This is a genomic window from Endozoicomonas sp. GU-1 (assembly GCF_027366395.1).
Taxonomy (GTDB): Bacteria; Pseudomonadota; Gammaproteobacteria; order Pseudomonadales; family Endozoicomonadaceae; genus Endozoicomonas.
Map to the genome: position 1 here is coordinate 5,967,330 of NZ_CP114771.1, position 26,296 is coordinate 5,993,625.

The window sequence follows — 26,296 nt, forward strand, 5'->3', positions numbered from 1 at the left end:
GTAATCATTTGATTTTGAAGCATATATTCTATTCGAATATATGGTTGGCACGATTTTTAATCGTTTAAAATCAAAATGTTACCAAGGGGTGGTGAAGGTCGGTCATACGACAATGGATCTTCTCACCAACAATCTGGTGCGAGTGCAGCTTACTGAAGATACCCGTTCAGAAAGAGACTGTCTGCCGTCACTGCCAACATCCATGGCCTATATTCTGATGCTGATGGGTGCTGGTTATTTTGAGCTGGAACTCTTTGCAGCTATTGATGACCGGGAGGGGTCTTTTATCTGCAAGGCACCTCAGAGTATCAACCCGACGATACTCAGCGCAGTACGGGAGGATGGCAAGAATCTCAATCGCTACAAAGGACAGAAACTGAAGGATGTGCTGTCTGGCTTCCCCAAAGATCAATGCCTCGACCTGGATGTGGAATGGCCGGGATTCAGAGCCTGGCCATTCCGTTTGGTTGTCCGCTGGAATGACAAAAAACAGAAGTGGGTCTTCATTGTGACCAACCTGAACCGGGTGGAGTTCACCTTGAGTGAGGTGGTTCAGGCCTATCGTCTACGGTGGCAGATAGAGCTGATTTTCAAAGAGATCAAATCCTACTCAGGGTGGCATCGTTTTAACACCAAATCAGCGACACTGGTGTTTAGCCTGATTCTGAGGTCCTTCGTGGTTGTGACCTTGAAAAGGTACCTTGCCCATGCTGCACAGGCGAACCTCTGTAAAAGTGGGAGCATTGAGGAAATCTCGACGCACAAGGCAATGAAAAGCGGGACTCACCTGTTTGGTAATGTAATTTCATCGTTGATGAATGCAGGAAAGTCATTGGTCTCATGCATTAAGAAGCTGCTGGACTTCTGGGGAGATAATGCGAAACGAGAACACCCTGCGCGGGATGGTTGTTCAGGGCGTACAAGATTAGGCCTTTGTGCGGTGGGTGGGGCTTAATGTCTACCTTAAGAAGCAAAATTAGCCCAAATGAAAGCGAGAACCACAGAGCCCGAGAAAGCCAAGCCGAAAAAAATACCACACCTGGTGGCACCCTCTCTGATTATCAGTCTAATCAATTGCAATAAACCATTAAAGCCTGCGGTCTGGTCATCTCTTGAACACTATGCCAGCAGCGGCCAGCTAAACGTCCGTTTATGCACGGCACTCAGCCCGGTTATCAAAGATGATAAAGACGGCATTGTTCCAGACCTCGTTAAGAAAGCGGTGGTTGCAAAGTTGGAACAGATTGAGGCAGCAAAAACGCCAGTAGTAACATCAAGCCCTCAGCAAGGACTTCCAGCAAGGGCAAGCATACCAACTCAAGGGAACCAGGTTGCCAACCGTCGCATTCAAGGGCCGCTATCTAACTTTGACGCGGCAATGGAAGCGCTGGATCGTTTTCGCGAATTGGGAAATGCAGAACTTGAACTGCTGGAACCCCACCGAAGCCGAATGACTTCTGTTGAATTAAGCACTGCTATCTGCAAAATGAGCTACGCAGTGGATTCAGAAACACGGAAAGAATGGCATGAAGCCAGCGAGAACAGGAGAAGAGACCCACTTGGGCTTGATGAAATAGTGGCATGGGATTTGGATTCATTGGCGACATTGGATTCATTGGCGACAGAGTCAGAACTGGTCAACAACGATGACTGGATGGAAGACTTCCTACAAGGGCTGTGATATGCATTAAGAATGCAATTCGCCCCTTGACTGTGGGACGCAGCAACTGGCTGTTTGCCGATACCCCTGATGGTGCCCGGGCCAGCGCCATTTATTACAGCCTGATCGAAAGTGCCAAAGACAATGGACTGGAGCCTTTCGAGTACATTTTACGTACTGGAGGAACTGCCGTATGTGGATACGGTTGAGAAGCTGGAAGCACTCCGGCCCTGGAATGTAAAAGTCAGCGGTGCGCTATCCCGTAACACATCTCACAGCCAGACTGCCTGACAAAACAGGTCAGCCTTCCCTGATACCGGCTGCCTGGAACTTTACCGGGCTGACTAGGTCAATAGCTCTATTGTTGTCATCCCCAGAAGATTCTCCAACTGGAAACAGGTAATCCCCGAAGAAACCATGCAGTCACCTTCCTCCTCAGTAACCGCAGACACGGCATCCCCGTTAACAGCCACTGAAGCCGGAAGGCACCGGCCAGCAAACCGCCGAAAACAAGAAAGAAAGCGATCCATGTCAGGTTACCAGGTGGAACAGACAACAACGGACACTGGAACATTGCCACCGCATCAACTGCAATCTGAATCCGGGCCCATCCCACCCATAAAGCGCAGGCGTGTTACTGACAACAGCAGGAGTATTGTGTGTTCTGCAACTTCGCTACCTGCTAATCCGGAGCCAATGGAAACCGAACCGGCCATGCCTGAACCAATGAAGGATGTACCGCTCACTACAGAAATTAACAGTGAAACATCAATTTCAGAATTTTCTGTAAGCCAGCAAAATGAACTGCGAACACATTTCAATAATCAAGAAATTCAAGCAATATTAACGAATGCCGGGACTCTTCTGAAAAACCTCAAAGACAGGAAAATCCAGTTAGCGCGAGACAGGGGAAAGCCGCCCGCACATTCCCTCTTTTCCAAGTTAAAAAACTTCAGCATTGTTAAAGATTCTCAGACTTTCAAAGGCTATTTTGCCAGGGCCAACACGTTCTTTTTAGCTGTAAATCCCCAGCAGATTACCAATACCAGCTGCCTTACCAGCATGCTCAAGTCGAAGACTCAGATAAAAAAGTTTGCAGAAGAAAGCGAGGAAAACATTCAGGCGGTTGCTGCTAACCCATGCTTGAAACAGATTGCCTCCATGTGTCATGGCAAAGGCTTGCCCGACAAAGCGAAGGTGGAAGCGTTCGTGGCGTGGGAGTGCTGGAAGGTGAACGGCGAATTCAGCCTGGAACTGCTGCGGGCCTTTTCCTCCATGATGAGCAGTAGGGGCTTGCCCGACAAAGCGAAAGTGGAAGCGCTCGTGGCGTGGGAGTGCTGGAAGGTGAACGGCGAATTCAGCCTGGAACTGCTGCGGGCCTTTTCCTCCATGATGAGCAGTAGGGGCTTGCCCGACAAAGCGAAGGTGGAAGCGTTCGTGGCGTGGCAGTGCTGGAAGGTGAACGGCGAATTCAGCCTGGAACTGCTGCGGACCTTTTCCTCCATGTGTCATGGCAAAGGCTTGCCCGACAGAGCGAAGGTGGAAGCGCTCAAAGCGTGGGAGTGCTGGAAGGTGAACGGCGAATTCAGCCTGGAACTGCTGCGGGCCTTTTCCCCCATGTGTTAATGGCAAAGGCTTGCCCGACAAAACGAAGGTGGAAGCGCTCAAAGCGTGGGAGTGCTGGAAGGTGAACGGCAAATTCAGCCTGGAACTGCTGCGGGCCTTTTCCTCCATGTGTCATGGCAAAGGCTTGCCCAACAAAGCGAAGGTGGAAGCGCTCAAAGCGTGGGAGTGCTGGAAGGTGAACGGCGAATTCAGCCTGGAACTGCTGCGGGCCTTTTCTTCCATGATGAGCAGTAGGGGCTTGCCCGACCAAGCGAAGGTGGAAGCGCTCAAAGCGTGGGAGTGCTGGAAGGTGAACAGTGAATTCAGCCTGGAACTGCTGCGGGCCTTTTCTTCCATGATGAGCAGTAGGGGCTTGCCCGACCAAGCGAAGGTGGAAGCGCTCAAAGCGTGGGAGTGCTGGAAGGTGAACGGCGAATTCAGCCTGGAACTGCTGCGGACCTTTTCCTCCATGTGTCATGGCAAAGGCTTGCCCGACAGAGCGAAGGTGGAAGCGCTCAAAGCGTGGGAGTGCTGGAAGGTGAACGGTGAATTCAGCCTGGAACTGCTGCGGGCCTTTTCCTCCATGATGAGCAGTAGGGGCTTGCCTGACAAAGCGAAGGTGGAAGCGCTCAAAGCGTGGGAGTGCTGGAAGGTGAACGGCGAATTCAGCCTGGAACTGCTGCGGGCCTTTTCCTCCATGATGAGCAGTAGGGGCTTGCCTGACAAAGCGAAGGTGGAAGCGCTCAAAGCGTGGGAGTGCTGGAAGGTGAACGGCGAATTCAGCCTGGAACTGCTGCGGGCCTTTTCCTCCATGATGAGCAGTAGGGGCTTGCCCGACAAAGCGAAGGTGGAAGCGCTCAAAGCGTGGGAGTGCTGGAAGGTGAACGGCGAATTCAGCCTGGAACTGCTGCGGGCCTTTTCCTCCATGTGTCATGGCAAAGGCTTGCCTGACAAAGCGAAGGTGGAAGCGCTCAAAGCGTGGGAGTGCTGGAAGGTGAACGGCGAATTCAGCCTGGAACTGCTGCGGGCCTTTTCCTCCATGATGAGCAGTAGGGGCTTGCCCGACAAAACGAAGGTGGAAGCGCTCAAAGCGTGGGAGTGCTGGAAGGTGAACGGCGAATTCAGCCTGGAACTGCTGCAGGCCTTTTCCTCCATGTGTCATGGCAAAGGCTTGCCCGACAAAGCGAAGGTGGCAGCGTTCGTTCAATGGCTATCCTCGGATGAAAATAAGAATATTCTGAAACTTTCTTGCCGAATATTTGCAAGTTTTGGTTTGCCCTCAGCAGAAAAACTGACTGAAAATGAGAAAACACTTCGCCAATGTCTTAAACAGCATGGTTGTACCATTGAACATGGAGACGACAATAGTGATGAAGATCTTTTAGAATCGAGTCAAATGAAAGCACTGGCTCTGTTCTTCTCTGGGCCCGCAAAATGGCGCATGAAAATTGCCGAATTCCAACAATATCTGGCTGCCCACAAGAGTCCTCGACATGACAGAGTGGCTGTTCGTGCTGCGCTGAAATCATTGCTACCGATATTGGCTATCCATGGAGGAACTGGTATCCAGTTCTGGATGGAAAAATATCGTGAAAATCCACGCTGCAAAGGAGTACTCACTCAGGCATTAGCCATTCCTGCACCACTGGCTTTAACAAAATTTGCACTAACGCAACTCCCTGAATCTGAGATGCAGGAATACCTTGAACTGTGCAGAAACCTGAAACCAGCCCCAACTCAGGAACAGTGGTATGCATTAAAACCACTTTGCCAACAGCTTGGCCAGCGATTTGACTTCACGCAATCCAAACGCACGATGCTGGAGATTCTCTGGCAACAATCAGAAGATAACCGCTCAAAATACGCGGATAAGATGGATGAGCTATTCAAAACCTTGCCCACCATCTCACAGTGGCGCGGGCTACATCGGGTGCTTGGACCACACAAAATGCAGCAATTCATGGATGCCTGTCTTGACTATCAGGCTACCCCTGAAACCGCTCCTGATGTCACGATTCAGCAACGGTTGCTGGCAGGAATGCTGCTCACCAACCACGCTCTACCTGAACAAGAGAAAATACCGGATCTCTGCTTTTCAAACCGAGTGTCAACAGATGATAAAAGAGGGGTGATGGTCGGTGGTGATCCCGCCATGTCGGGCCAGGAACGCCTGTGGCGCTTTATCACGGCCATGTTAATTGAGCTTGAACAAACAGAATATCAATTCAAGAATCAAAGACTAACCGTTTTGCCAGACGATGGCGATCCGGTTGTACTCCAAAATCCAGAGTTTACCCCGAGAGATACCGGCTTTGTTATAAAGAACTGGACATTGCAACAGTTAACCGCCTTTTTCAAGGCAACCGAGTTCACAGAACAATGGTATAAAAAGCCTCAGGACAAGCGCGATCCCTATGCGATCAGGCTTGAGGCAAAATTAGCCCAAATGCAAGCGAGAACCAAAGAGCCCGAGAAAGCCAAGCCGAAAAAAATACCACACCTGGTGGCACCCTCTCTGATTATTAGACTAATCAATTGCCATAAACCATTAAAGCCTGCGGTCTGGTCATCTCTTGAACACTATGCCAGCAGCGGCCAGCTAAACGCCCGTTTATGCACGGCACTCAGCCCGGTTATCAAAGATGATAAAGACGGCATTGTTCCAGACCTCGTTAAGAAAGCGGTGGTTGCAAAGTTGGAACAGATTGAGGCAGCAAACACGCCAGTAGTAACGTCAATCCCTCAGCAAGGACTTCCAGCAAGGGCAAGCATACCAACTCAAAGGAACCAGGTTGCCAACCGTCGCATTCAAGGGCCGCTATCTAACTTTGACGCGGCAATGGAAGCTCTGGATCGTTTTCGCGAATTGGGAAATGCAGAACTTGAACTGCTGGAACCCCATCGAAGCCGAATGACTTATGTTGAATTAAGCACTGCTATCTGCAAAATGAGCTACGCAGTGGATTCAGAAACACGGAAAGAATGGCATGAAGCCAGCGAGAAAAGGAGAAGAGACCCACTTGGGCTTGATGAAATAGTGGCATGGGATTTGGATTCATTGGCGACATTGGATTCATTGGCGACAGAGTCAGAACGGGTCAACAACGATGACTGGATGGAAGAGTTCCTACAAGGGCTGTGATATGCAAGGCTTGCATCGGTGCATACGACTGCTTCAATATTTATTCGACTGTGCAAATGACGACAAAGCTCGTCTGCACCCTGATTCTCCAGAATGCCATCAACCGTCTGATTATCGCGGTCTCTGGCTACCATGACCGGTATTTGTCGACACTCTGTCTTCTTCTCATTACATTTGTTACGTACTGGAGGAACTGCCGTATGCGGATACGGTTGAGAAGCTGGAAGCACTCCTGCCCTGGAATGTAAAAGCCAGCGGTGCGCTATTCCGTAACACATCTCATAAGACTGCCTGACAAAACAGGTCAGCCTTCCCTGATACCGGCTGCCTGGAACTTTACCGGGCTGACCAGGTCAATAGCTCTATTGTTGTCATCCCCAGAAGATTCTCCAACTGGAAACAGGTAATCCCCAAAGAAACCATGCAGTCACCTTCCTCCTCAGTAACCGCAGACACGGCATCCCCGTTAACATCCACTGAAGCCGGAAGGCACCAGCCAGCAAGCAGCCGAAAACAAAAAAGAAAGCGATCCATGTCAGGTTACCAAGTGGAACAGACAACAACGGGCACTGGAACATTTCCACCGCATCAACTGCAATCTGAATCCGGGCCCATTCCACCCATAAAGCGCAGGCGTGTTACTGACAACAGCAGGCGTATTATGTGTTCTGCAACTTCGCTACCTGCTAATCCGGAGCCAATGGAGACCGAACCGGCCATGCCTGCTGACGCAGCTTCCAGGCTTCCGGGAGTGATCAGTTTCCTATCAAGAAATCTACCAACAGTCAGCGACAACAGGCTATTAACGGGCAATGAACATACCTCAGCGATGGTGCAGGTCATGCCTGAACCAATGAAGGATGTACCGCTCACTACAGAAATTAACAGTGGAACATCAATTTCAGAATTTTCTGTAAGCCAGCAAAATGAACTGCGCACACATTTAAATAATCAAGAAATTCAAGCAATATTAACGAATGCCGGGACTCTTCTGAAAAACCTCAAAGACAGGAAAATCCAGTTAGCGCGAGACAGGGGAAAGCCGCCCGCACATTTCCTCTTTTCCAAGTTAAAAAACTTCAGCATTGTTAAAGATTCTCAGACTTTCAAAGGCTATTTTGCCAAGGCCAACACGTTCTTTTTAGCTGTCAATCCCCAGCAGATTACCAATACCAGCTGCCTTACCAGCATGCTCAAGTCGAAGACTCAGATAAAAAAGTTTGCAGAAGAAAGCGAGGAAAACATTCAGGCGGTTGCTGCTAACCCATGCTTGAAACAGATTGCCTCCCTGTGTCATTGCAAAGGCTTGCCCGACAAAGCGAAGGTGGTAGCGTTCGTGGCGTGGGAGTGCTGGAAGGTGAACGGCGAATTCAGCCTGGAACTGCTGCGGGCCTTTTCCTCCATGTGTAATGGCAAAGGCTTGCCCGACAAAGCGAAGGTGGTAGCGTTCGTGGCGTGGGAGTGCTGGAAGGTGAACGGCGAATTCAGCCTGGAACTGCTGCGGGCCTTTTCCTCCATGTGTCATGGCAAAGGCTTGCCCGACAAAGCGAAGGTGGAAGCGTTCGTGGCGTGGGAGTGCTGGAAGGTGAACGGCGAATTCAGCCTGGAACTGCTGCGGGCCTTTTCCTCCATGATGAGCAGTAGGGGCTTGCCCGACAAAGCGAAGGTGGAAGCGCTCAAAGCGTGGGAGTGCTGGAAGGTGAACGGCGAATTCAGCCTGGAACTGCTGCGGGCCTTTTCCTCCATGTGTCATGGCAAAGGCTTGCCCGACAAAGCCAAGGTGGAAGCGCTCAAAGCGTGGGAGTGCTGGAAGGTGAACGGCGAATTCAGACTGGAACTGCTGCGGGCCTTTTCCTCCATGATGAGCAGTAGGGGCTTGCCCGACAAAGCGAAGGTGGAAGCGCTCAAAGCGTGGGAGTGCTGGAAGGTGAACGGCGAATTCAGCCTGGAACTGCTGCGGGCCTTTTCCTCCATGTGTCATGGCAAAGGCTTGCCCGACAAAGCGAAGGTGGAAGCGCTCAAAGCGTGGGAGTGCTGGAAGGTGAACGGCAAATTCAGCCTGGAACTGCTGCGGGCCTTTTCCTCCATGTGTCAAGGCAAAGGCTTGCCCGACAAAGCGAAGGTGGAAGCGCTCAAAGCGTGGGAGTGCTGGAAGGTGAACGGCGAATTCAGCCTGGAACTGCTGCGGGCCTTTTCCTCCATGTGTCATGGCAAAGGCTTGCCCGACAAAGCGAAGGTGGAAGCGCTCAAAGCGTGGGAGTGCTGGAAGGTGAACGGCGAATTCAGCCTGGAACTGCTGCGGGGCTTTTCCTCCATGTGTCATGACAAAGGCTTGCCCGACAAAGCCAAGGTGGAAGCGTTCGTTCAATGGCTACCCTCGGATGAAAATAAGAATATACTGAAACTTTCTTGCCGAATATTTACAAGTTTTGGTGTGCCCTCAGCAGAAAAACTGACTGAAAATGAGAAAACACTTCGCCAATGTCTTAATCAGCATGTTTGTACCACTGAACATGGAGACGACCATAGTGATGAAGATCTTTTAGAATCGAGTCAAATGAAAGCACTGGCTCTGTTCTTCTCTGGGCCCGCAACATGGCGCATGAAAATTGCCGAATTCCAACAATATCTGGCCGCCCACAAGAGTTCTCGAAATGGCAGAGTGGCTGTTCGTGCTGCGCTGAAATCACTACTACCGATATTGGCTATCCATGGAAGAACTGGTATCCAATTCTGGATGGAAAAATATCGTGAAAATCCACGCTGCAAAGGAGTACTCACTCAGGCATTATCCATTCCTGCACCACTGGCTTTAACAAAATTTGCACTAACGCAACTCCCTGAATCTGAGAGGCAGGAATACCTTGAACTGTGCAGAAACCTGAAGCCAGCCCCAACTCAGGAACAGTGGTATGCATTAAAACCACTTTGCCAACAGCTTGGCCAGCGATTTGACTTCACGCAATCCAAACGCACGATGCTGGAGATTCTCTGGCAACAATCAGAACATAACCGCGCAAAATACGCGGATAAGATGGATGAGCTATTCAAAACCTTGCCCACCATCTCACAGTGGCGCGGGTTACATCGGGTGCTTGGACAACGCAAAATGCAGCAATTCATGGATGCCTGTCTTGACTATCAGGCTACCCCTGAAACCGCTCCTGATGTCACGATTCAGCAACGGTTGCTGGCAGGAATGCTGCTCACCAACCACGCTCTACCTGAACAAGAGAAAATACCGGATCTCTGCTTTTCAAACCGAGTGGCAACAGATGATAAAAGAGGGGTGATGGTCGGTGGTGATCCCGCCATGTCGGGCCAGGAACGCCTGTGGCGCTTTATCACGGCCATGTTAATTGAGCTTGAACAAACAGAATATCAATTCAAGAATCAAAGACTAACCGTTTTGCCAGCCGATGGCGATCCGGTGGTACTCCAAAATCCAGAGTTTACCCCGAGAGATACCGCCTTTGTTATAAAGAACTGGACATTGCAACAGTTAACCGCCTTTTTCAAGGCAACCGAGTTCACAGAACAATGGTATAAAAAGCCTCAGGACAAGCGCGATCCCTATGCGATCAGGCTTGAGGCAAAATTAGCCCAAATGAAAGCGAGAACCAAAGAGCCCAAGAAAGCCAAGCCGAAAAAAATACCACACCTGGTGGCACCCTCTCTGATTATTAGACTAATCAATTGCCATAAACCATTAAAGCCTGCGGTCTGGTCATCTCTTGAACACTATGCCAGCAGCGGCCAGCTAAACGTCCGTTTATGCACGGCACTCAGCCCGGTTATCAAAGATGATAAAGACGGCATTGTTCCAGACCTCGTTAAGAAAGCGGTGGTTGCAAAGTTGGAACAGATTGAGGCAGCAAAAACGCCAGTAGTAACATCAAGCCCTCAGCAAGGACTTCCAGCAAGGGCAAGCATACCAACTCAAGGGAACCAGGTTGCCAACCGTCGCATTCAAGGGCCGCTATCTAACTTTGACGCGGCAATGGAAGCGCTGGATCGTTTTCGCGAATTGGGAAATGCAGAACTTGAACTGCTGGAACCCCACCGAAGCCGAATGACTTCTGTTGAATTAAGCACTGCTATCTGCAAAATGAGCTACGCAGTGGATTCAGAAACACGGAAAGAATGGCATGAAGCCAGCGAGAACAGGAGAAGAGACCCACTTGGGCTTGATGAAATAGTGGAATGGGATTTGGATTCATTGGCGACATTGGATTCATTGGCGACAGAGTCAGAACTGGTCAACAACGATGACTGGATGGAAGAGTTCCTGCAAGGGCTGTGATATGCATGAAGAAGGTCTTGAAAGTGCAACTACGGTCTGCGCAGGGGGGGGTGGGTGACCGCCATTCCTACTGTGACCCAAAAAACCGAATTTTTATCCTCAATTTTCTGCCATCCTCGTTACGGGCGCTATTCTTCTCATTCAGCCTCCCAGGTAATTGTCCCGAAATAAAATCGACATTTATTGTTTCCACTGGTACGACCATGTAATTCCATTTTGGCAGAAACTTAGTTTAGATATTGCAGCAAAATGAACCTCTGCACAGAACAGCTGTCTGCTTTATTATATTTTCGTGAATTAATGAAATATAACTATGCATAGAACCTCTGCTGCTAACGCAAGATCAGGCCATTATTACCACCAACCGGATAACCAGGCCGCTTCTTCAAGGCTTGGGCGATATAGACATGACACGGTAAGACAGAGGGATAATTCCTACCGCACTATCCCGGGGCGTAATGAATTTTACCCTGCTTCTTGCGCATACACTTCTCAAAATCTACAGTGTCGTTCAGTAACCCCTACCCCTGCTCAAGATTTTAATGCCCTTATCAACCCGGAAATAATGCATGATCTGTTGAGTAAATCTGCTCGTTTCGCTCAACGCTATAATGGGAGTAATCATGGTCAATTTGCCAGTACCATTAAAAAATACGCGTCAGCTTCTAAAAGACCGTTAAATCGAGCGGAACAAAGCCAGCTGATGCGTTTTCTGCAAAATTTTACAGTAACACGGAGCTGGAATTGGCGAAGCCTGACGACAACACTTCATTCATTTACTTCAGCAGGTGCTTTTACCCCTCATCACCCCATGGATGAGGGTGTCAGGCATACTCAAGCTGCCTTATTGTCAACGCTACTTGATGCAATAATATTCAAGTGCCACCTACAACCCGGAGCCAGCGATATTGACACCCAGCCAATCGCCAACCTGCTGTGGGCCATGGCAAAACTGGTGGACAACGGGCAGGTGCAGACACCAGGGCTCAACGAGGCCGTGGCCGCGCTGTTGCCCCACGTAAACGCGCAGAAAGCTAACTTTAAACCTCAGGAAATCGCCAACCTGCTGTGGGCCATGGCGAAACTGGTGGACAGTGGGCAGAAGCAAACACCTGAGTTCAAAGAAGCCGTGGCCGCGCTGTTGCCCCAGGTAAACGCACAGAAAGCTAACTTTAAACCACAGGAAATCACCAACCTGCTGTGGGCCATGGCGAAACTGACAGACAACGGCCAGGAGCGGACACCAGAGTTCCAAGAAGCTGTGCCCGTGCTGTTGCTCCACGTAAACGCCCAGAAAGCTAATTTTAAACCACAGGAAATCACCAACCTGCTGTGGGCCATGGCGAAACTGGTGGACAACGGGCAGGAGCAGATACCAGGGCTCAAAGAGGCCTTAGCCGCACTGCTGCCCCGGGTGAACGCACAGAAAGACCAATTTATTCCCCAGGCTGTCGGCAACCTGCTGTGGGCCATGGCGAAACTGGTGGACAACGGGCAGACGCAGTCACCAGAGCTCAACGAGGCCGTGGCCGCGCTGTTGCCCCACGTAAACGCGCAGAAAACTAACTTTAAACCTCAGGAAATCGCCAACCTGCTGTGGGCCATGGCGAAACTGGTGGACAATGGGCAGAAGCAAACACCTGAGTTCAAAGAAGCCGTGGCCGCGCTGTTACCCCAAGTAAACGCCCAGAAAGCTAACTTTAAACCACAGGAAATCACCAACCTGCTGTGGGCCATGGCGAAACTGGTGGACAACGGGCTGGCGCAGACACCATGGCTCAACGCGGCCGTGGCCGCGCTGTTACCCTACGTGAGCGCACAGAAAGACCAATTTATTCCTCAGCATATAGCCAACCTGCTGTGGGCCATGGCAAAACTGGTGGACAACGGGCAGGAGCGGACACCAGGGCTCAAAAATGCCGTGGCCGTGCTGTTGCCCTACGTGAACGTACAGAAAGACCAATTTATTCCTCAGGCTATTGCCAACCTGCTGTGGGCCATAGCGAAACTGGTAGACAACGGGCAGGTGCGGACACCAGGGCTCAAGGAGGCCGTGGCCGTGCTGTTACCCTACGTGAACGCACATAAAGACCAATTTATTCCTCAGCACATAGCCAACCTGCTGTGGGCCATGGCGAAACTGGTGGACAATGGGCAGATGCGGACACCACGGCTCAAAGAGGCCGTGGCCGTGCTGTTACCCTACGTGAACGCCCATAAAGACCAATTTATTCCTCAGCATATAGCCAACCTGCTGTGGGCCATGGCAAAACTGTTGGACAGTGGGCAGGAGCAGACACCAGATATCAACCAGGCTGTGGCCGTGCTGTTGCCCTGCGTGAACGTACAGAAAGACCAATTTATTCCTCAGGCTATCGCCAACCTGCTGTCGTCCATTGCGAAACTGGGTGAATTCGTTGAGCTGAACGTGGTTACCTCTACGTTTGAATCGCTTGTCTGCCAAATCAGTGAAAACCCTCAGCTCTCTCAGCAAGACATATTAATGTCTCTCTGGGGACTAATGGTATGCTGTGCCAGGTTGTCTCTGGTTCCCAATGCCAATAAAAATAACGTGTTTGAAAAGCACCTGGATGACCTGTTTACTCGCATGGAAAATACATTCCCGGACAATGAAGATGAGCAATCCATCATTGCCATGGCCGCAAGTTGGCTTGGGAAACCTTGTCCATTCGTCCCCCATTACCGGACAACCATGTCAAAAACTCAAGCCGACTTCCACGATCAACTCCAATCACGCATTCCCTCTTTGAGGATTAAAAAAGAAAAAAGTCTGAACACATTACCTCCGGTAAACCTGCTACTGCCAGATCACAACATTGTGATTGAAGTTCAGGGACCGTCTCATTACGTGAGTGGTGATTTCAAAACCAGGAATGGCTCGACACTGCTTAAAATCGCACTGCTGCAAAAATCAGGATTTGAGGTCATTGAAATCCCGGTTAACGAGCTTGGGAACCGGGATTCCATGAAACGATGTATTGATCGCATAAAGACCAGGGTAGACACCTCGCTGCCAGGGCTTGCCTCTGTAGGGCTTAAAAGAAGGCGTGCAGATGAGGCACACATGACCACCGATAAAGGAAGGCAACCCTCAGATTACTTTCACTTAACCGACGAAGAACATTCAGAAGAGCACACCGGCAAACCAAAAAGAAAAAAAAAGAAGAGAAACAACAGCAAGTAATCTCCTCCCTTCCATCATGATTGCCACACTTTTTGTTTTCTGTACCCAGGTTGAAATTACCTATCATTGACATCAAAAAATGGTAGCAGATCTAAAAGTTTCTCCCCCGCTGGGTCATTGTCTTTCCAATGCTCTTTCATCATGAGTATATGGAAGAGTTCCAAAACACAGCATTGTCGTTTTTTTCTGAATGAGGCCCCATTTTACCAGCATTTATCACCGATAATGTGTCGCTTAGTGTGCCGAGATAAATCGGCAAGATGTTAAGGGTGAAAGTCCCTGTGGGGTAAGACTGGCGGGTCGCCCCAGCCTCGAGTCATGCGCCGTATATCGTAAGGTATCCGGTGAAGCGTTGACAGGGGAGCCTGTAGGCTAAGTATTGAGCTGCGAAATCCAATAATCCGAGGTGCTGATGTTGTTAAGCGATGCAGAAAGCAATATTGCAGGTTGCACTACACCGCAAGTGACCTGTGGGCCTCGCGCAGTCGGAGACCTTGTGCATGCAGGTACGCATCTTGTGCGGAACTCGGGAGATCCTGCTGGTTTCTCCTGTTTAGCCATAGGAGACGCAGTAGGGAAGGTTAATAGCCATACGCCTATTGTCGTCGGCAGGAAGTCGGACAAGCCCATAGTACCTGAGAAGCGCCGAACAAAGCAGAGAGATCTGTGGCGGAGGTTGTGGAGGAAAGGGGTTTGACCAAGAGGAATATCCAACAGGATGTCCGTGACCCGACTCAGCGCGGGAATAGCACTATGTCCAATCTGTTGGGTATACGTCAGGCTGCGGCAAAGGATCGTCGTTTACAGTTCACGGCCTTGTTTCACCATATTACACCTTATCTGTTGAAAGACTGTTTCTTTCAATTGAAACGGAGGTCGGCAGCGGGGGTAGATGGTGTTACATGGCAAACCTATCAGCGGGATTTGGATAACCGGCTGGCATCCTTGCACGAACGATTACATAAAGGAAGCTATCGCCCCCGAGCGGCCAGAAGGATAATGATTCCGAAGGCTGACGGTGGTGAGCGTCCGATCAGTGTATTCTGTCTGGAAGATAAGATAGTCCAGCAGGCAGTAGTCAAGGTATTGGAGGGGATTTACGAGAATGATTTCCGTGGTTTTTCTTACGGTTACCGACCTTTGAAAAGCCAACATGATGCATTGGATGCTCTGACGGTGGGAATCAAACGTAATCCGGTGAACTGGGTGCTGGATCTGGATATTCGGAAATTCTTCGAACAGGTCGAACATGAGTGGCTGATCATGTTTTTAGAGCATCGGGTGAGGGACAAGCGCATTATCCGCTTGATAAGACAGTGGATACAAGTAGGGCACTACGACGGGGATGGTCGTCGTGTTCGAAGCGTAAGAGGGATGCCACAGGGATCGGTGATATCGCCGCTATTATCAAATATTTATTTGCACTACGTGTTTGACCTTTGGGTTGACCAATGGCGAAAGCGGGAAGCCTCTGGACGAATGATTGTGGTTCGCTTTGCGGATGACAGTGTGCTGGGCTTTCAGCGTGAGCATGATGCAAAGGTCTTCCTGAGTGAGCTTGGTAAAAGACTTGGGCAGTTTGGTTTGTCCTTGCATGAGGATAAAACCCGATTGATACGCTTTGGTCGCTTTGCCAAAGTTGACTTGAAGAAAAGGGAGCAGGGAAAGCCGGAGACGTTTACGTTTCTTGGATTTACTCATATCTGCGGTATTAGTCGAAGCAGTGGAAACTTCAACATTGTCAGACGAACCAGCAAAGAGCGAATGCGAGCGACATTGAGCAAGATCAAAGACTATCTCCTGAAACACAGGCATGACCCCGTGCCGGAGCAGTTGAAGTGGTTGAGACGTGTACTGCAAGGTCACATGAACTACTTTTCGGTGCCTGGCAATGGACTGAGAATCAATGCCTTCAGGACAGCAGTGCAAAAGATTTGGTACAAAGCCTTGAAGCGGCGCAGCCAGAGAAGCAGACTGAACTGGAAGAAGTTTGGTGCCTTCATCAACACTGTGTTGCCCAAAGTAAAAGTTCTTCATCCATGGCCGGAGCAACGGTTTGACGTTAAATACTCGAGGTAGGAGCCGTATGCGCTAGCAGTGCAAGTACGGATCTGCGCAGGGGGTGGCGGGTGACCGCCATTCCTACTGTGACCCCAATCGATAAAGGCTCTTTTCGTATTGCAGACTGCTGATTTCATAAATCAGGCTGCAATCCTCCTGTGGCATGGCTTGGCAATATTTAGCCAGCAGTTTCCTGAAGGCATTGTATATCAAGGCCTTTGGCCAATTTTCATTGCAGAGCAGTCTGTAACCCGAAAAGAGCCACAAATGTAATGAGAAGAAGACAGAGTGTCGACAAATACCGGTCATGGTAGCCAGAGACCGCGATAATCAGACGGTTGATGGCATTCTGGAGAATCAGAGTGCAGACGAGCTTTGTCGTCATTTGAACGGTCGAATAAATATTGAAGCAGTCGTATACACCGATGCAAGCCTTGCATATCACAGCCCTTGTAGGAACTCTTCCATCCAGTCATCGTTGTTGACCAGTTCTGACTCTGTCGCCAATGAATCCAATGTCGCCAACGAATCAAAATCCCATTCCACTATTTCATCAAGCCCAAGTGGGTCTCTTCTCCTTTTCTCGCTGGCTTCATGCCATTCTTTCCGTGTTTCTGAATCCACTGCGTAGCTCATTTTGCAGATAGCAGTGCTTAATTCAACAGAAGTCATTCGGCTTCGGTGGGGTTCCAGCAGTTCAAGTTCTGCATTTCCCAATTCGCGAAAACGATCCAGAGCCTCCATTGCCGCGTCAAAGTCAGATAGCGGCCCTTGAATGCGACGGTTGGAATCCTGGTTCCCATGATTTGGTATGCTTGCCCTTGCTGGAAGTCCTTGCTGAGGGATTGATGTTACTACTGGCGTTTTTGCTGCCTCAATCTGTTCCAACTTTGCAACCACCGCTTTCTTAACGAGGTCTGGAACCATGCCGTCTTTATCATCTTTGATAACCGGGCTGAGTGCCGTGCATAAACGGGCGTTTAGCTGGCCGCTGCTGGCATAGTGTTCAAGAGATGACCAGACCGCAGGCTTTAATGGTTTATTGCAATTGATTAGACTGATAATCAGAGAGGGTGCCACCAGGTGTGGTATTTTTTCAGGCTTGGCTTTCTTGGGCTCTTTGGTTCTCGCTTGCATTTGGGCTAATTTTGCCTCAAGCCTGATCGCATAGGGATCGCGCTTGTCCTGAGGCTTTTTATACCATTGTTCTGTGAACTCGGTTGCCTTGAAAAAGGCGGTTAACTGTTGCAATGTCCAGTTCTTTATAACAAAGCCGGTATTTCTCGGGGTAAACTCTGGATTTTGGAGTACAAGCGGATCGCCATCGGCTGGCAAAACGGTTAGTCTTTGATTCTTGAATTGATATTCTGTTTGTTCAAGCTCAATTAACATGGCCGTGATAAAGCGCCACAGGCGTTGCTGGCCCGACATGGCGGGATCACCACCGACCATCACCCCTCTTTTGTCATCTGTTGCCACTCGGTTTGAAAAGCAGAGATCCGGTATTTTCTCTGGTTCAGGTAGAGAGTGGTTTGTGAGCAGCATTCCTGCCAGCAACCGTTGCTGAATCGTGACATCAGGAGCGGTTTCAGGGGTAGCCTGATAGTCAAGACAGGCATCCATGAACTGCTGCATTTTGTGTTGTCCAAGCACCCGATGTAACCCGCGCCACTGTGAGACGGTGGGCAAGGTTTTGAATAGCTCATCCATCTTATCCGCGTATTTTGAGCGGTTATCTTCTGATTGTTGCCAGAGAATCTCCAGCATCGTGCGTTTAGATTGCGTGAAGTCAAATCGCTGGCCAAGCTGTTGGCAAAGTGGTTTTAATGCATACCACTGTTCCTGAGTTGGGGCTGGCTTCAGGTTTCTGCACAGTTCAAGGTATTCCTGCCTCTCAGATTCAGGGAGTTGCGTTAGTGCAAATTTTGTTAAAGCCAGTGGTGCAGGAATGGATAATGTTTTAGTGAGTACTCCTTTGCCGCGTGGATTTTCACGATATTTTTCCATCCAGAACTGGATACCAGTTCCTCCATGGATAGCCAATATCGGTAGCAATGATTTCAGCGCAGCACGAACAGCCACTCTGTCATGTCGAGGACTTTTGTGGGCAGCCAGATATTGTTGGAATTCGGCAATTTTCATGCGCCATTTTGCGGGCCCGGAGAAGAACAGAGCCAGTGCTTTCATTTGACTCGATTCTAAAAGATCTTCATCACTATTGTCGTCTCCATATTCAGTGGTACAACCATGCTGATTAAGACATTGGCGAAGTGTTTTCTCATTTTCAGTCAGTTTTTCTCTTGAGGGCAAACCAAAACTGGCAAATATTCGGCAAGAAAGTTTCAGAATATTCTTATTATCATCCGAGGGTAGCCATTGAACGAACGCCTCCACCTTTGCTTTGTCGGGCAAGCCTTTGCCATGACACATGGAGGAAAAGGCCCGCAGCAGTTCCAGGCTGAATTCGCCGTTCACCTTCCAGCACTCCCACGCTTTGAGCGCTTCCACCTTCGCTTGGTCGGGCAAGCCTTTGCCATGACACATGGAGGAAAAGGCCCGCAGCAGTTCCAGGCTGAATTCGCCGTTCACCTTCCAGCACTCCCACGCCACGAACGCTTCTACCTTCGCTTTGTCGGGCAAGCCTTTGCCATTACACATGGAGGAAAAGGCCCGCAGCAGTTCCAGGCTGAATTCGCCGTTCACCTTCCAGCACTCCCACGCTTTGAGCGCTTCCACCTTCGCTTTGTCGAGCAAGCCTTTGCCATGACACATGGAGGAAAAGGCCCGCAGCAGTTCCAGGCTGAATTCGCCGTTCACCTTCCAGCACTCCCACGCCATGAACGCTTCCACCTTCGCTTTGTCGGGCAAGCCTTTGCCATTACACATGGAGGAAAAGGCCCGCAGCAGTTCCAGGCTGAATTCGCCGTTCACCTTCCAGCACTCCCACGCTTTGAGCGCTTCCACCTTCGCTTTGTCGGGCAAGCCTTTGCCATTACACATGGAGGAGAAGGCCCGCAGCAGTTCCAGGCTGAATTCGCCGTTCACCTTCCAGCACTCCCACGCCACGAACGCTTCCACCTTCGCTTTGTCGGGCAAGCCGTTGCCATTACACATGGAGGAAAAGGCTCGCAGCAGTTCCAGGCTGAATTCACCGTTCACCTTCCAGCACTCCCACGCTTTGAGCGCTTCCACCTTCACTTTGCCGGGCAAGCCTTTGCCATGACACATGGAGGAAAAGGCCCGCAGCAGTTCCAGGCTGAATTCGCCGTTCACCTTCCAGCACTCCCACGCCACGAACGCTTCCACTTTCGCTTTGTCGGGCAAGCCCCTACTGCTCATCATGGAGGAAAAGGCCCGCAGCAGTTCCAGTCTGAATTCGCCGTTCACCTTCCAGCACTCCCACGCTTTGAGCGCTTCCACCTTCGCTTTGTCCGGCAAGCCCCTACTGCTCATCATGGAGGAAAAGGCCCGCAGCAGCTCCAGTCTGAATTCGCCGTTCACCTTCCAGCACTCCCACGCTTTGAGCGCTTCCACCTTCGCTTTGTCGGGCAAGCCTTTGCCATGACACATGGAGGAAAAGGCCCGCAGCAGTTCCAGGCTGAATTCGCCGTTCACCTTCCAGCACTCCCACGCTTTGAGCGCTTCCACCTTCGCTTTGTCGGGCAAGCCCCTACTGCTCATCATGGAGGAAAAGGCCCGCAGCAGTTCCAGTCTGAATTCGCCGTTCACCTTCCAGCACTCCCACGCTTTGAGCGCTTCCACCTTCGCTTTGTCGGGCAAGCCCCTACTGCTCATCATGGAGGAAAAGGCCCGCAGCAGTTCCAGGCTGAATTCGCCGTTCACCTTCCAGCACTCCCACGCTTTGAGCGCTTCCACCTTCGCTTTGTCGGGCAAGCCCCTACTGCTCATCATGGAGGAAAAGGCCCGCAGCAGTTCCAGTCTGAATTCGCCGTTCACCTTCCAGCACTCCCACGCTTTGAGCGCTTCCACCTTGGCTTTGTCGGGCAAGCCTTTGCCATGACACATGGAGGAAAAGGCCCGCAGCAGTTCCAGGCTGAATTCGCCGTTCACCTTCCAGCACTCCCACGCTTTGAGCGCTTCCACCTTCGCTTTGTCGGGCAAGCCCCTACTGCTCATCATGGAGGAAAAGGCCCGCAGCAGTTCCAGGCTGAATTCGCCGTTCACCTTCCAGCACTCCCACGCCACGAACGCTTCCACCTTCGCTTTGTCGGGCAAGCCTTTGCCATGACACATGGAGGAAAAGGCCCGCAGCAGTTCCAGGCTGAATTCGCCGTTCACCTTCCAGCACTCCCACGCCACGAACGCTACCACCTTCGCTTTGTCGGGCAAGCCTTTGCCATTACACATGGAGGAAAAGGCCCGCAGCAGTTCCAGGCTGAATTCGCCGTTCACCTTCCAGCACTCCCACGCCACGAACGCTTCCACCTTCGCTTTGTCGGGCAAGCCTTTGCAATGACACAGGGAGGCAATCTGTTTCAAGCATGGGTTAGCAGCAACCGCCTGAATGTTTTCCTCGCTTTCTTCTGCAAACTTTTTTATCTGAGTCTTCGTCTTGAGCATGCTGGTAAGGCAGCTGGTATTGGTAATCTGCTGGGGATTGACAGCTAAAAAGAACGTGTTGGCCTTGGCAAAATAGCCTTTGAAAGTCTGAGAATCTTTAACAATGCTGAAGTTTTTTAACTTGGAAAAGAGGAAATGTGCGGGCGGCTTTCCCCTGTCTCGCGCTAACTGGATTTTCCTGTCTTTGAGGTTTTTCAGAAGAGTCCCGGCATTCGTTAATATTGCTTGAATTTCTTGATTATTTAAATGTGTGCGCAGTTCATTTTGCTGGCTTACAGAAAATTCTGAAATTGATGTTCCACTGTTAATTTCTGTAGTGAGCGGTACATCCTTCATTGGTTCAGGCATGACCTGCACCATCGCTGAGGTATGTTCATTGCCCGTTAATAGCCTGTTGTCGCTGACTGTTGGTAGATTTCTTGATAGGAAACTGATCACTCCCGGAAGCCTGGAAGCTGCGTCAGCAGGCATGGCCGGTTCGGTCTCCATTGGCTCCGGATTAGCAGGTAGCGAAGTTGCAGAACACATAATACGCCTGCTGTTGTCAGTAACACGCCTGCGCTTTATGGGTGGAATGGGCCCGGATTCAGATTGCAGTTGATGCGGTGGAAATGTTCCAGTGCCCGTTGTCGTCTGTTTCACCTGGTAACCTGACATGGATCGCGTTCTTTTTTGTTTTCGGCTGTTTGCTGGCCGGTGCCTTCTGGCTTTAGTGGATGTTAACGGGGATGCCGTGTCTGCGGTTACTGAGTAGGAAGGTGACTGCATGGTTTCTTCGGAGATTACCTGTTTCCAGTTGGAGAATCGTCTGGGGATGACAATAATAGAACTGACTTGGTCAGCCCGGTAAAGTTCCAGGCAGCCGGTATCAAACAAGGCTGACCTGTTTTGTCAGGCACTCCGGCTGTGAGATGTGTTTGTACATGAGAAGCTTGCGAGGACCGTTCAACTTTAAAGAACGGGTGTCATCCTCTGGAATACGGGTTATAGAAGGTGTTTTTCACCGGCAACGTGTGAATGCATATCACAGCCCTTGCAGGAACTCTTCCATCCAGTCATCGTTGTTGACCAGTTCTGACTCTGTCGCCAATGAATCCAATGTCGCCAATGAATCCAAATCCCATGCCACTATTTCATCAAGCCCAAGTGGGTCTCTTCTCCTTTTCTCGCTGGCTTCATGCCATTCTTTCCGTGTTTCTGAATCCACTGCGTAGCTCATTTTGCAGATAGCAGTGCTTAATTCAACATAAGTCATTCGGCTTCGGTGGGGTTCCAGCAGTTCAAGTTCTGCATTTCCCAATTCGCGAAAACGACCCAGAGCTTCCATTGCCCCGTCAAAGTTAGATAGCGGCCCTTGCATGCGACGGTTGGCAACCTGGTTCCCTTGAGTCGGTATGCTTGCCCTTGCTGGAAGTCCTTGCTGAGGGCTTGATGTTACTACTGGCGTTTTTGCTGCCTCAATCTGTTCCAACTTTGCAACCACCGCTTTCTTAACGAGGTCTGGAACCATGCCGTCTTGATCATCTTTGATAACCGGGCTGAGTGCCGTGCATAAACGGGCGTTTAGCTGGCCGCTGCTGGCATAGTGCTCAAGAGATGACCAGACCGCAGGCTTTAATGGTTTATTGCAATTGATTAGGCTGATAATCAGAGAGGGTGCCACCAGGTGTGGTATTTTTTTCGGCTCGGCTTTCTTGGGCTCTTTGGTTCTCGCTTTCATTTGGGCTAATTTTGCCTCAAGCCTGATCGCATAGGGATCGCGCTTGTCCTGAGGCTTTTTATACCATTGTTCTGTGAACTCGGTTGCCTTGAAAAAGGCGGTTAACTGTTGCAATGTCCAGTTCTTTATAACAAAGCCGGTATCTCTCGGGGTAAACTCTGGATTTTGGAGTACCACCGGATCGCCATCGTCTGGCAAAACGGTTAGTCTTTGATTCTTGAATTGATATTCTGTTTGTTCAAGCTCAATTAACATGGCCGTGATAAAGCGCCACAGGCGTTCCTGGCCCGACATGGCGGGATCACCACCGACCATCACCCCTCTTTTATCATCTGTTGCCACTCGGTTTGAAAAGCAGAGATCCGGTATTTTCCCTTGTTCAGGTAGAGCGTGGTTGGTGAGCAGCATTCCTTCCAGCAACCGTTGCTGAACCGTGACATCAGGAGCGGTTTCAGGTGTAGCCTGATAGTCAAGACAGGCATCCATGAATTGCTGCATTTTGTGTGGTCCAAGCACCCGATGTAACCCGCGCCACTGTGAGATGGTGGGCAAGGTTTTGAATAGCTCATCCATCTTATCCGCGTATTTTGAGCGGTTATCTTCTGTTTGTTGCCAGAGAATCTCCAGCATCGTGCGTTTGGATTGCGTGAAGTCAAATTGCTGGCCAAGCTGTTGGCAAAGTGGTTTTAATGCATACCACTGTTCCTGAGTCGGGGCTGGCTTCAGGTTTCTGCACAGTTCAAGGTATTCCTGCCTCTCAGATTCAGGGAGTTGCGTTAGTGCAAATTTTGTTAAAGCCAGTGGTGCAGGAATGGCTAATGCCTGAGTGAGTACTCCTTTGCAGCGTGGATTTTCACGATATTTTTCCATCCAGAACTGGATACCAGTTCCGCCATGGATAGCCAATATCGGTAGCAATGATTTCAGCGCAGCACGAACAGCCACTCTGTCATGTCGAGGACTCTTGTGGGCAGCCAGATATTGTTGGAATTCGGCGATTTTCATGTGCCATTTTGCGGGCCCAGAGAAGAACAGAGCCAGTGCTTTCATTTGACTCGACTCTAAAAGATCTTCATCACTATTGTCGTCGCCATGTTCAGTGGTACAACCATGCTGATTAAGACATTGGCGAAGTGTTTTCTCATTTTCAGTCAGTTTTTCTCCTGAGGGCAAACCAAAACTTGTAAATATTCGGCAAGAAAGTTTCAGAATATTCTTATTTTCATCCGAGGGTAGCCATTGAACGAACGCTTCCACCTTCGCTTTGTCGGGCAAGCCCCTACTGCTCATCATGGAGGAAAAGGCCCGCAGCAGTTCCAGGCTGAATTCGCCGTTCACCTTCCAGCACTCCCACGCCACGAACGCTTCCACCTTCGCTTTGTCAGGCAAGCCTTTGCCATGACACATGGAGGAAAAGGCCCGCAGCAGTTCCAGGCTGAACCCGCCGTTCACCTTCCAGCACTCCCACGCTTTGAGCGCTTCCACCTTCGCTTTGTCGGGCAAGCCCCTACTGCTCATCATGGAGGAAAAGGCCCGCAGCAGTTCCAGGCTGAATTCGCCGTTCACCTTCCAGCACTCCCACGCTTTGAGCGCTTCCACCTTCGCTTTGTCGGGCATGCCTTTGCCATTACACATGGAGGAAAAGGCCCGCAGCAGTTCCAGGCTGAATTCGCCGTTCACCTTCCAACACTCCCACGCTTTGAGCGCTTCCACCTTCACTTTGTCAGGCATGCCTTTGCCATGACACATGGAGGAAAAGGCATGCAGCAGTTCCAGGCTGAATTCGCCGTTCACCTTCCAGCACTCCCACGCTTTGAGCGCTTCCACCATCGCTTTGTCGGGCAAGCCCCTACTGCTCATCATGGAGGAAAAGGCCCGCAGCAGTTCCAGGCTGAATTCGCCGTTCACCTTCCAGCACTCCCACGCTTTGAGCGCTTCCACCTTCGCTTTGTCGGGCAAGCCTTTGCCATGACACATGGAGGAAAAGGCCCGCAGCAGTTCCAGGCTGAATTCGCCGTTCACCTTCCAGCACTCCCACGCTTTGAGCGCTTCCACCTTCGCTTTGTCGGGCAAGCCTTTGCCATGACACATGGAGGAAAAGGCCCGCAGCAGTTCCAGACTGAATTCGCCGTTCACCTTCCAGCACTCCCACGCTTTGAGCGCTTCCACCTTCGCTTTCTCGGGCAAGCCTTTGCCATTACACATGGAGGAAAAGGCCCGCAGCAGTTCCAGGCTGAATTGGCCGTTCACCTTCCAGCACTCCCACGCTTTGAGCGCTTCCACCTTCGCTTTGTCGGGCATGCCTTTGCCATTACACATGGAGGAAAAGGCCCGCAGCAGTTCCAGGCTGAATTTGCCGTTCACCTTCCAGCACTCCCACGCTTTGAGCGCTTCCACCTTCGCTTTGTCGGGCAAGCCTTTGCCATGACACATGGAGGAAAAGGCCCGCAGCAGTTCCAGGCTGAATTTGCCGTTCACCTTCCAGCACTCCCACGCTTTGAGCGCTTCCACCTTCGCTTTGTCGGGCATGCCTTTGCCATTACACATGGAGGAAAAGGCCCGCAGCAGTTCCAGGCTGAATTCGCCGTTCACCTTCCAGCACTCCCACGCCATGAACGCTTCCACCTTCGCTTTGTCGGGCAAGCCCCTACTGCTCATCATGGAGGAAAAGGCCCGCAGCAGTTCCAGGCAGAATTCACCGTTCACCTTCCAGCACTCCCACGCTTTGAGCGCTTCCACCTTCGCTTTGTCGGGCATGCCTTTGCCATTACACATGGAGGAAAAGGCCCGCAGCAGTTCCAGGCTGAATTCGCCGTTCACCTTCCAGCACTCCCACGCCATGAACGCTTCCACCTTCGCTTTGTCGGGCAAGCCCCTACTGCTCATCATGGAGGAAAAGGCCCGCAGCAGTTCCAGGCAGAATTCACCGTTCACCTTCCAGCACTCCCACGCTTTGAGCGCTTCCACCTTCGCTTTGTCGGGCAAGCCTTTGCCATTACACATGGAGGCAATCTGTTTCAAGCATGGGTTAGCAGCAACCGCCTGAATGTTTTCCTCGCTTTCTTCTGCAAACTTTTTTATCTGAGTCTTCGATATGAGCATGCTGGTAAGGCAGCTGGTATTGGTAATCTGCTGAGGATTGACAGCTAAAAAGAACGTGTTGGCCTTGGCAAAATAGCCTTTGAAAGTCTGAGAATCTTTAACAATGCTGAAGTTTTTTAACTTGGAAAAGAGGGAATGTGCGGGCGGCTTTCCCCTGTCTCGCGCTAACTGGATTTTCCTGTCTTTGAGGTTTTTCAGAAGAGTCCCGGCATTCGTTAATATTGCTTGAATGTCTTGATTATTTAAATGTGTTCGCAGTTCATTTTGCTGGCTTACAGAAAATTCTGAAATTGATGTTTCACTGTTAATTTCTGTAGTGAGGGGTACATCCTTCATTGGTTCAGGCATGACCTGCACCATCGCTGAGGTATGTTCATTGCCAGTTAATAGGCTGTTGTCGCTGAGGGTTGGTAGATTTCTTGATAGGAAACTGATCACTCCCGGAAGCCTGGAAGCTGGGTCAGCAGGCATGGCCGGTTCGGTCTCCATTGGCTCCGGATTAGCAGGTAGCGAAGTTGCAGAACACACAATACGCCTGCTGTTGTCAGTAACACGCCTGCGCTTTATGGGTGGGATGGGCCCGGATTCAGATTGCAGTTGATGCGGTGGAAATGTTGCAGTGCCCGTTGTCGTCTGTTCCACCTGGTAACCTGACATGGATCGCTTTCTATCTTGTTTTCTGCTGTTTGCTGGCCGGTGCCTTCTGGCTTTAGTGGATGTTAACGGGGATGCCGTGTCTGCGGTTACTGAGGAGGAAGGTGACTGCATGGTTTCTTCGGGGATTACCTGTTTACAGTTGGAGAATCGTCTGGGGATGACAACAATAGAACGTAAACGCTAATTCAACCAGTCTAATAGCCAACCCCGCCGGATCGGCTTATTCTTGAGATGCCTTCACTGCCCAGGGTAGAAGCTGC

At 50.5% G+C, this 26,296-nt stretch carries 10 protein-coding genes and 3 pseudogenes; 10 read left to right on the top strand and 3 right to left on the bottom strand.

The features are described from left to right. Positions 1-112: 112 nt before the first annotated feature. From O3276_RS25030 to O3276_RS25050, 5 genes are all read left to right on the top strand, one after another. Positions 113-955: a transposase gene (locus O3276_RS25030; RefSeq protein ID WP_269673742.1), complete on the top strand. Its 843-nt coding sequence runs from the start codon at positions 113-115 to the stop codon at positions 953-955. Between the two features lie 30 nt (positions 956-985). Further along, positions 986-1,681 carry a hypothetical protein gene (locus O3276_RS25035; RefSeq protein WP_269673743.1) on the top strand — a complete coding sequence of 232 codons (696 nt, stop codon included), beginning with the start codon at positions 986-988 and terminating at the stop codon, positions 1,679-1,681. Between the two features lie 26 nt (positions 1,682-1,707). Continuing rightward, entirely contained in the window at positions 1,708-1,869 is a 162-nt protein-coding gene (locus tag O3276_RS26015) for a hypothetical protein (RefSeq protein ID WP_442876551.1), read from the top strand. A gap of 208 nt (positions 1,870-2,077) precedes the next feature. Beyond that, on the top strand, positions 2,078-3,286 hold the full coding sequence (locus O3276_RS25045) for a hypothetical protein (protein WP_269673744.1): 1,209 nt from the start codon (positions 2,078-2,080) through the stop codon (positions 3,284-3,286). Between the two features lie 10 nt (positions 3,287-3,296). Further along, positions 3,297-6,407: a hypothetical protein gene (locus O3276_RS25050; RefSeq protein ID WP_269673745.1), complete on the top strand. Its 3,111-nt coding sequence runs from the start codon at positions 3,297-3,299 to the stop codon at positions 6,405-6,407. Here O3276_RS25050 and O3276_RS25055 read toward each other — a convergent pair. Then, positions 6,392-6,571: pseudogene (locus tag O3276_RS25055) on the bottom strand (IS1595-like element ISEnu2 family transposase); the annotation flags it as partial. The gene O3276_RS25050 and the pseudogene O3276_RS25055 overlap by 16 nt on opposite strands. Between O3276_RS25055 and O3276_RS26020 the strand changes: the two are divergent. The 5 genes and pseudogenes from O3276_RS26020 to O3276_RS25075 form a co-directional block, all read left to right on the top strand. Then, positions 6,562-6,702 (top strand): annotated as a pseudogene (locus O3276_RS26020) (transposase domain-containing protein); the annotation flags it as partial. The pseudogenes O3276_RS25055 and O3276_RS26020 overlap by 10 nt on opposite strands. Before the next feature lie 126 nt (positions 6,703-6,828). Continuing rightward, positions 6,829-10,710, top strand: coding sequence for a hypothetical protein (locus O3276_RS25060; RefSeq protein ID WP_269673746.1), 3,882 nt, complete (start codon positions 6,829-6,831; stop codon positions 10,708-10,710). A 313-nt stretch (positions 10,711-11,023) separates the two neighbouring features. Then, positions 11,024-13,915, top strand: coding sequence for an RAP domain-containing protein (locus O3276_RS25065; RefSeq protein ID WP_269673747.1), 2,892 nt, complete (start codon positions 11,024-11,026; stop codon positions 13,913-13,915). A gap of 693 nt (positions 13,916-14,608) precedes the next feature. Next, entirely contained in the window at positions 14,609-15,994 is a 1,386-nt protein-coding gene (gene ltrA, locus O3276_RS25070) for a group II intron reverse transcriptase/maturase (RefSeq protein WP_269673230.1), read from the top strand. Between the two features lie 253 nt (positions 15,995-16,247). After that, positions 16,248-16,469, top strand: a pseudogene (locus O3276_RS25075) (IS1595-like element ISEnu2 family transposase); the annotation flags it as partial. Here O3276_RS25075 and O3276_RS25080 read toward each other — a convergent pair. Together O3276_RS25080 and O3276_RS25085 are read right to left on the bottom strand one after the other, a co-directional pair. Beyond that, the gene (locus O3276_RS25080) at positions 16,418-21,433 is read right to left on the bottom strand and encodes a hypothetical protein (protein ID WP_269673748.1); all 5,016 of its coding nucleotides are present in this window, start codon (positions 21,431-21,433) and stop codon (positions 16,418-16,420) included. The pseudogene O3276_RS25075 and the gene O3276_RS25080 sit on opposite strands and share 52 nt — an antisense overlap. A 148-nt stretch (positions 21,434-21,581) precedes the next feature. Next, on the bottom strand, positions 21,582-26,147 hold the full coding sequence (locus O3276_RS25085) for a hypothetical protein (RefSeq protein WP_269673749.1): 4,566 nt from the start codon (positions 26,145-26,147) through the stop codon (positions 21,582-21,584). Positions 26,148-26,296: the final 149 nt, after the last annotated feature.

Excerpts from the sequence above, each read along its gene's own strand:
- O3276_RS25045 (WP_269673744.1), top strand. The coding sequence starts at position 2,078 with ATGCAGTCACCTTCCTCCTCAGTAACCGCAGACACGGCATCCCCGTTA.
- O3276_RS25060 (WP_269673746.1), top strand. The coding sequence starts at position 6,829 with ATGCAGTCACCTTCCTCCTCAGTAACCGCAGACACGGCATCCCCGTTA.
- O3276_RS25085 (WP_269673749.1), bottom strand. The coding sequence starts at position 26,147 with ATGCAGTCACCTTCCTCCTCAGTAACCGCAGACACGGCATCCCCGTTA.
- O3276_RS25030 (WP_269673742.1), top strand. The coding sequence starts at position 113 with ATGGATCTTCTCACCAACAATCTGGTGCGAGTGCAGCTTACTGAAGAT.
- O3276_RS25065 (WP_269673747.1), top strand. The coding sequence starts at position 11,024 with ATGCATAGAACCTCTGCTGCTAACGCAAGATCAGGCCATTATTACCAC.
- O3276_RS25035 (WP_269673743.1), top strand. The coding sequence starts at position 986 with ATGAAAGCGAGAACCACAGAGCCCGAGAAAGCCAAGCCGAAAAAAATA.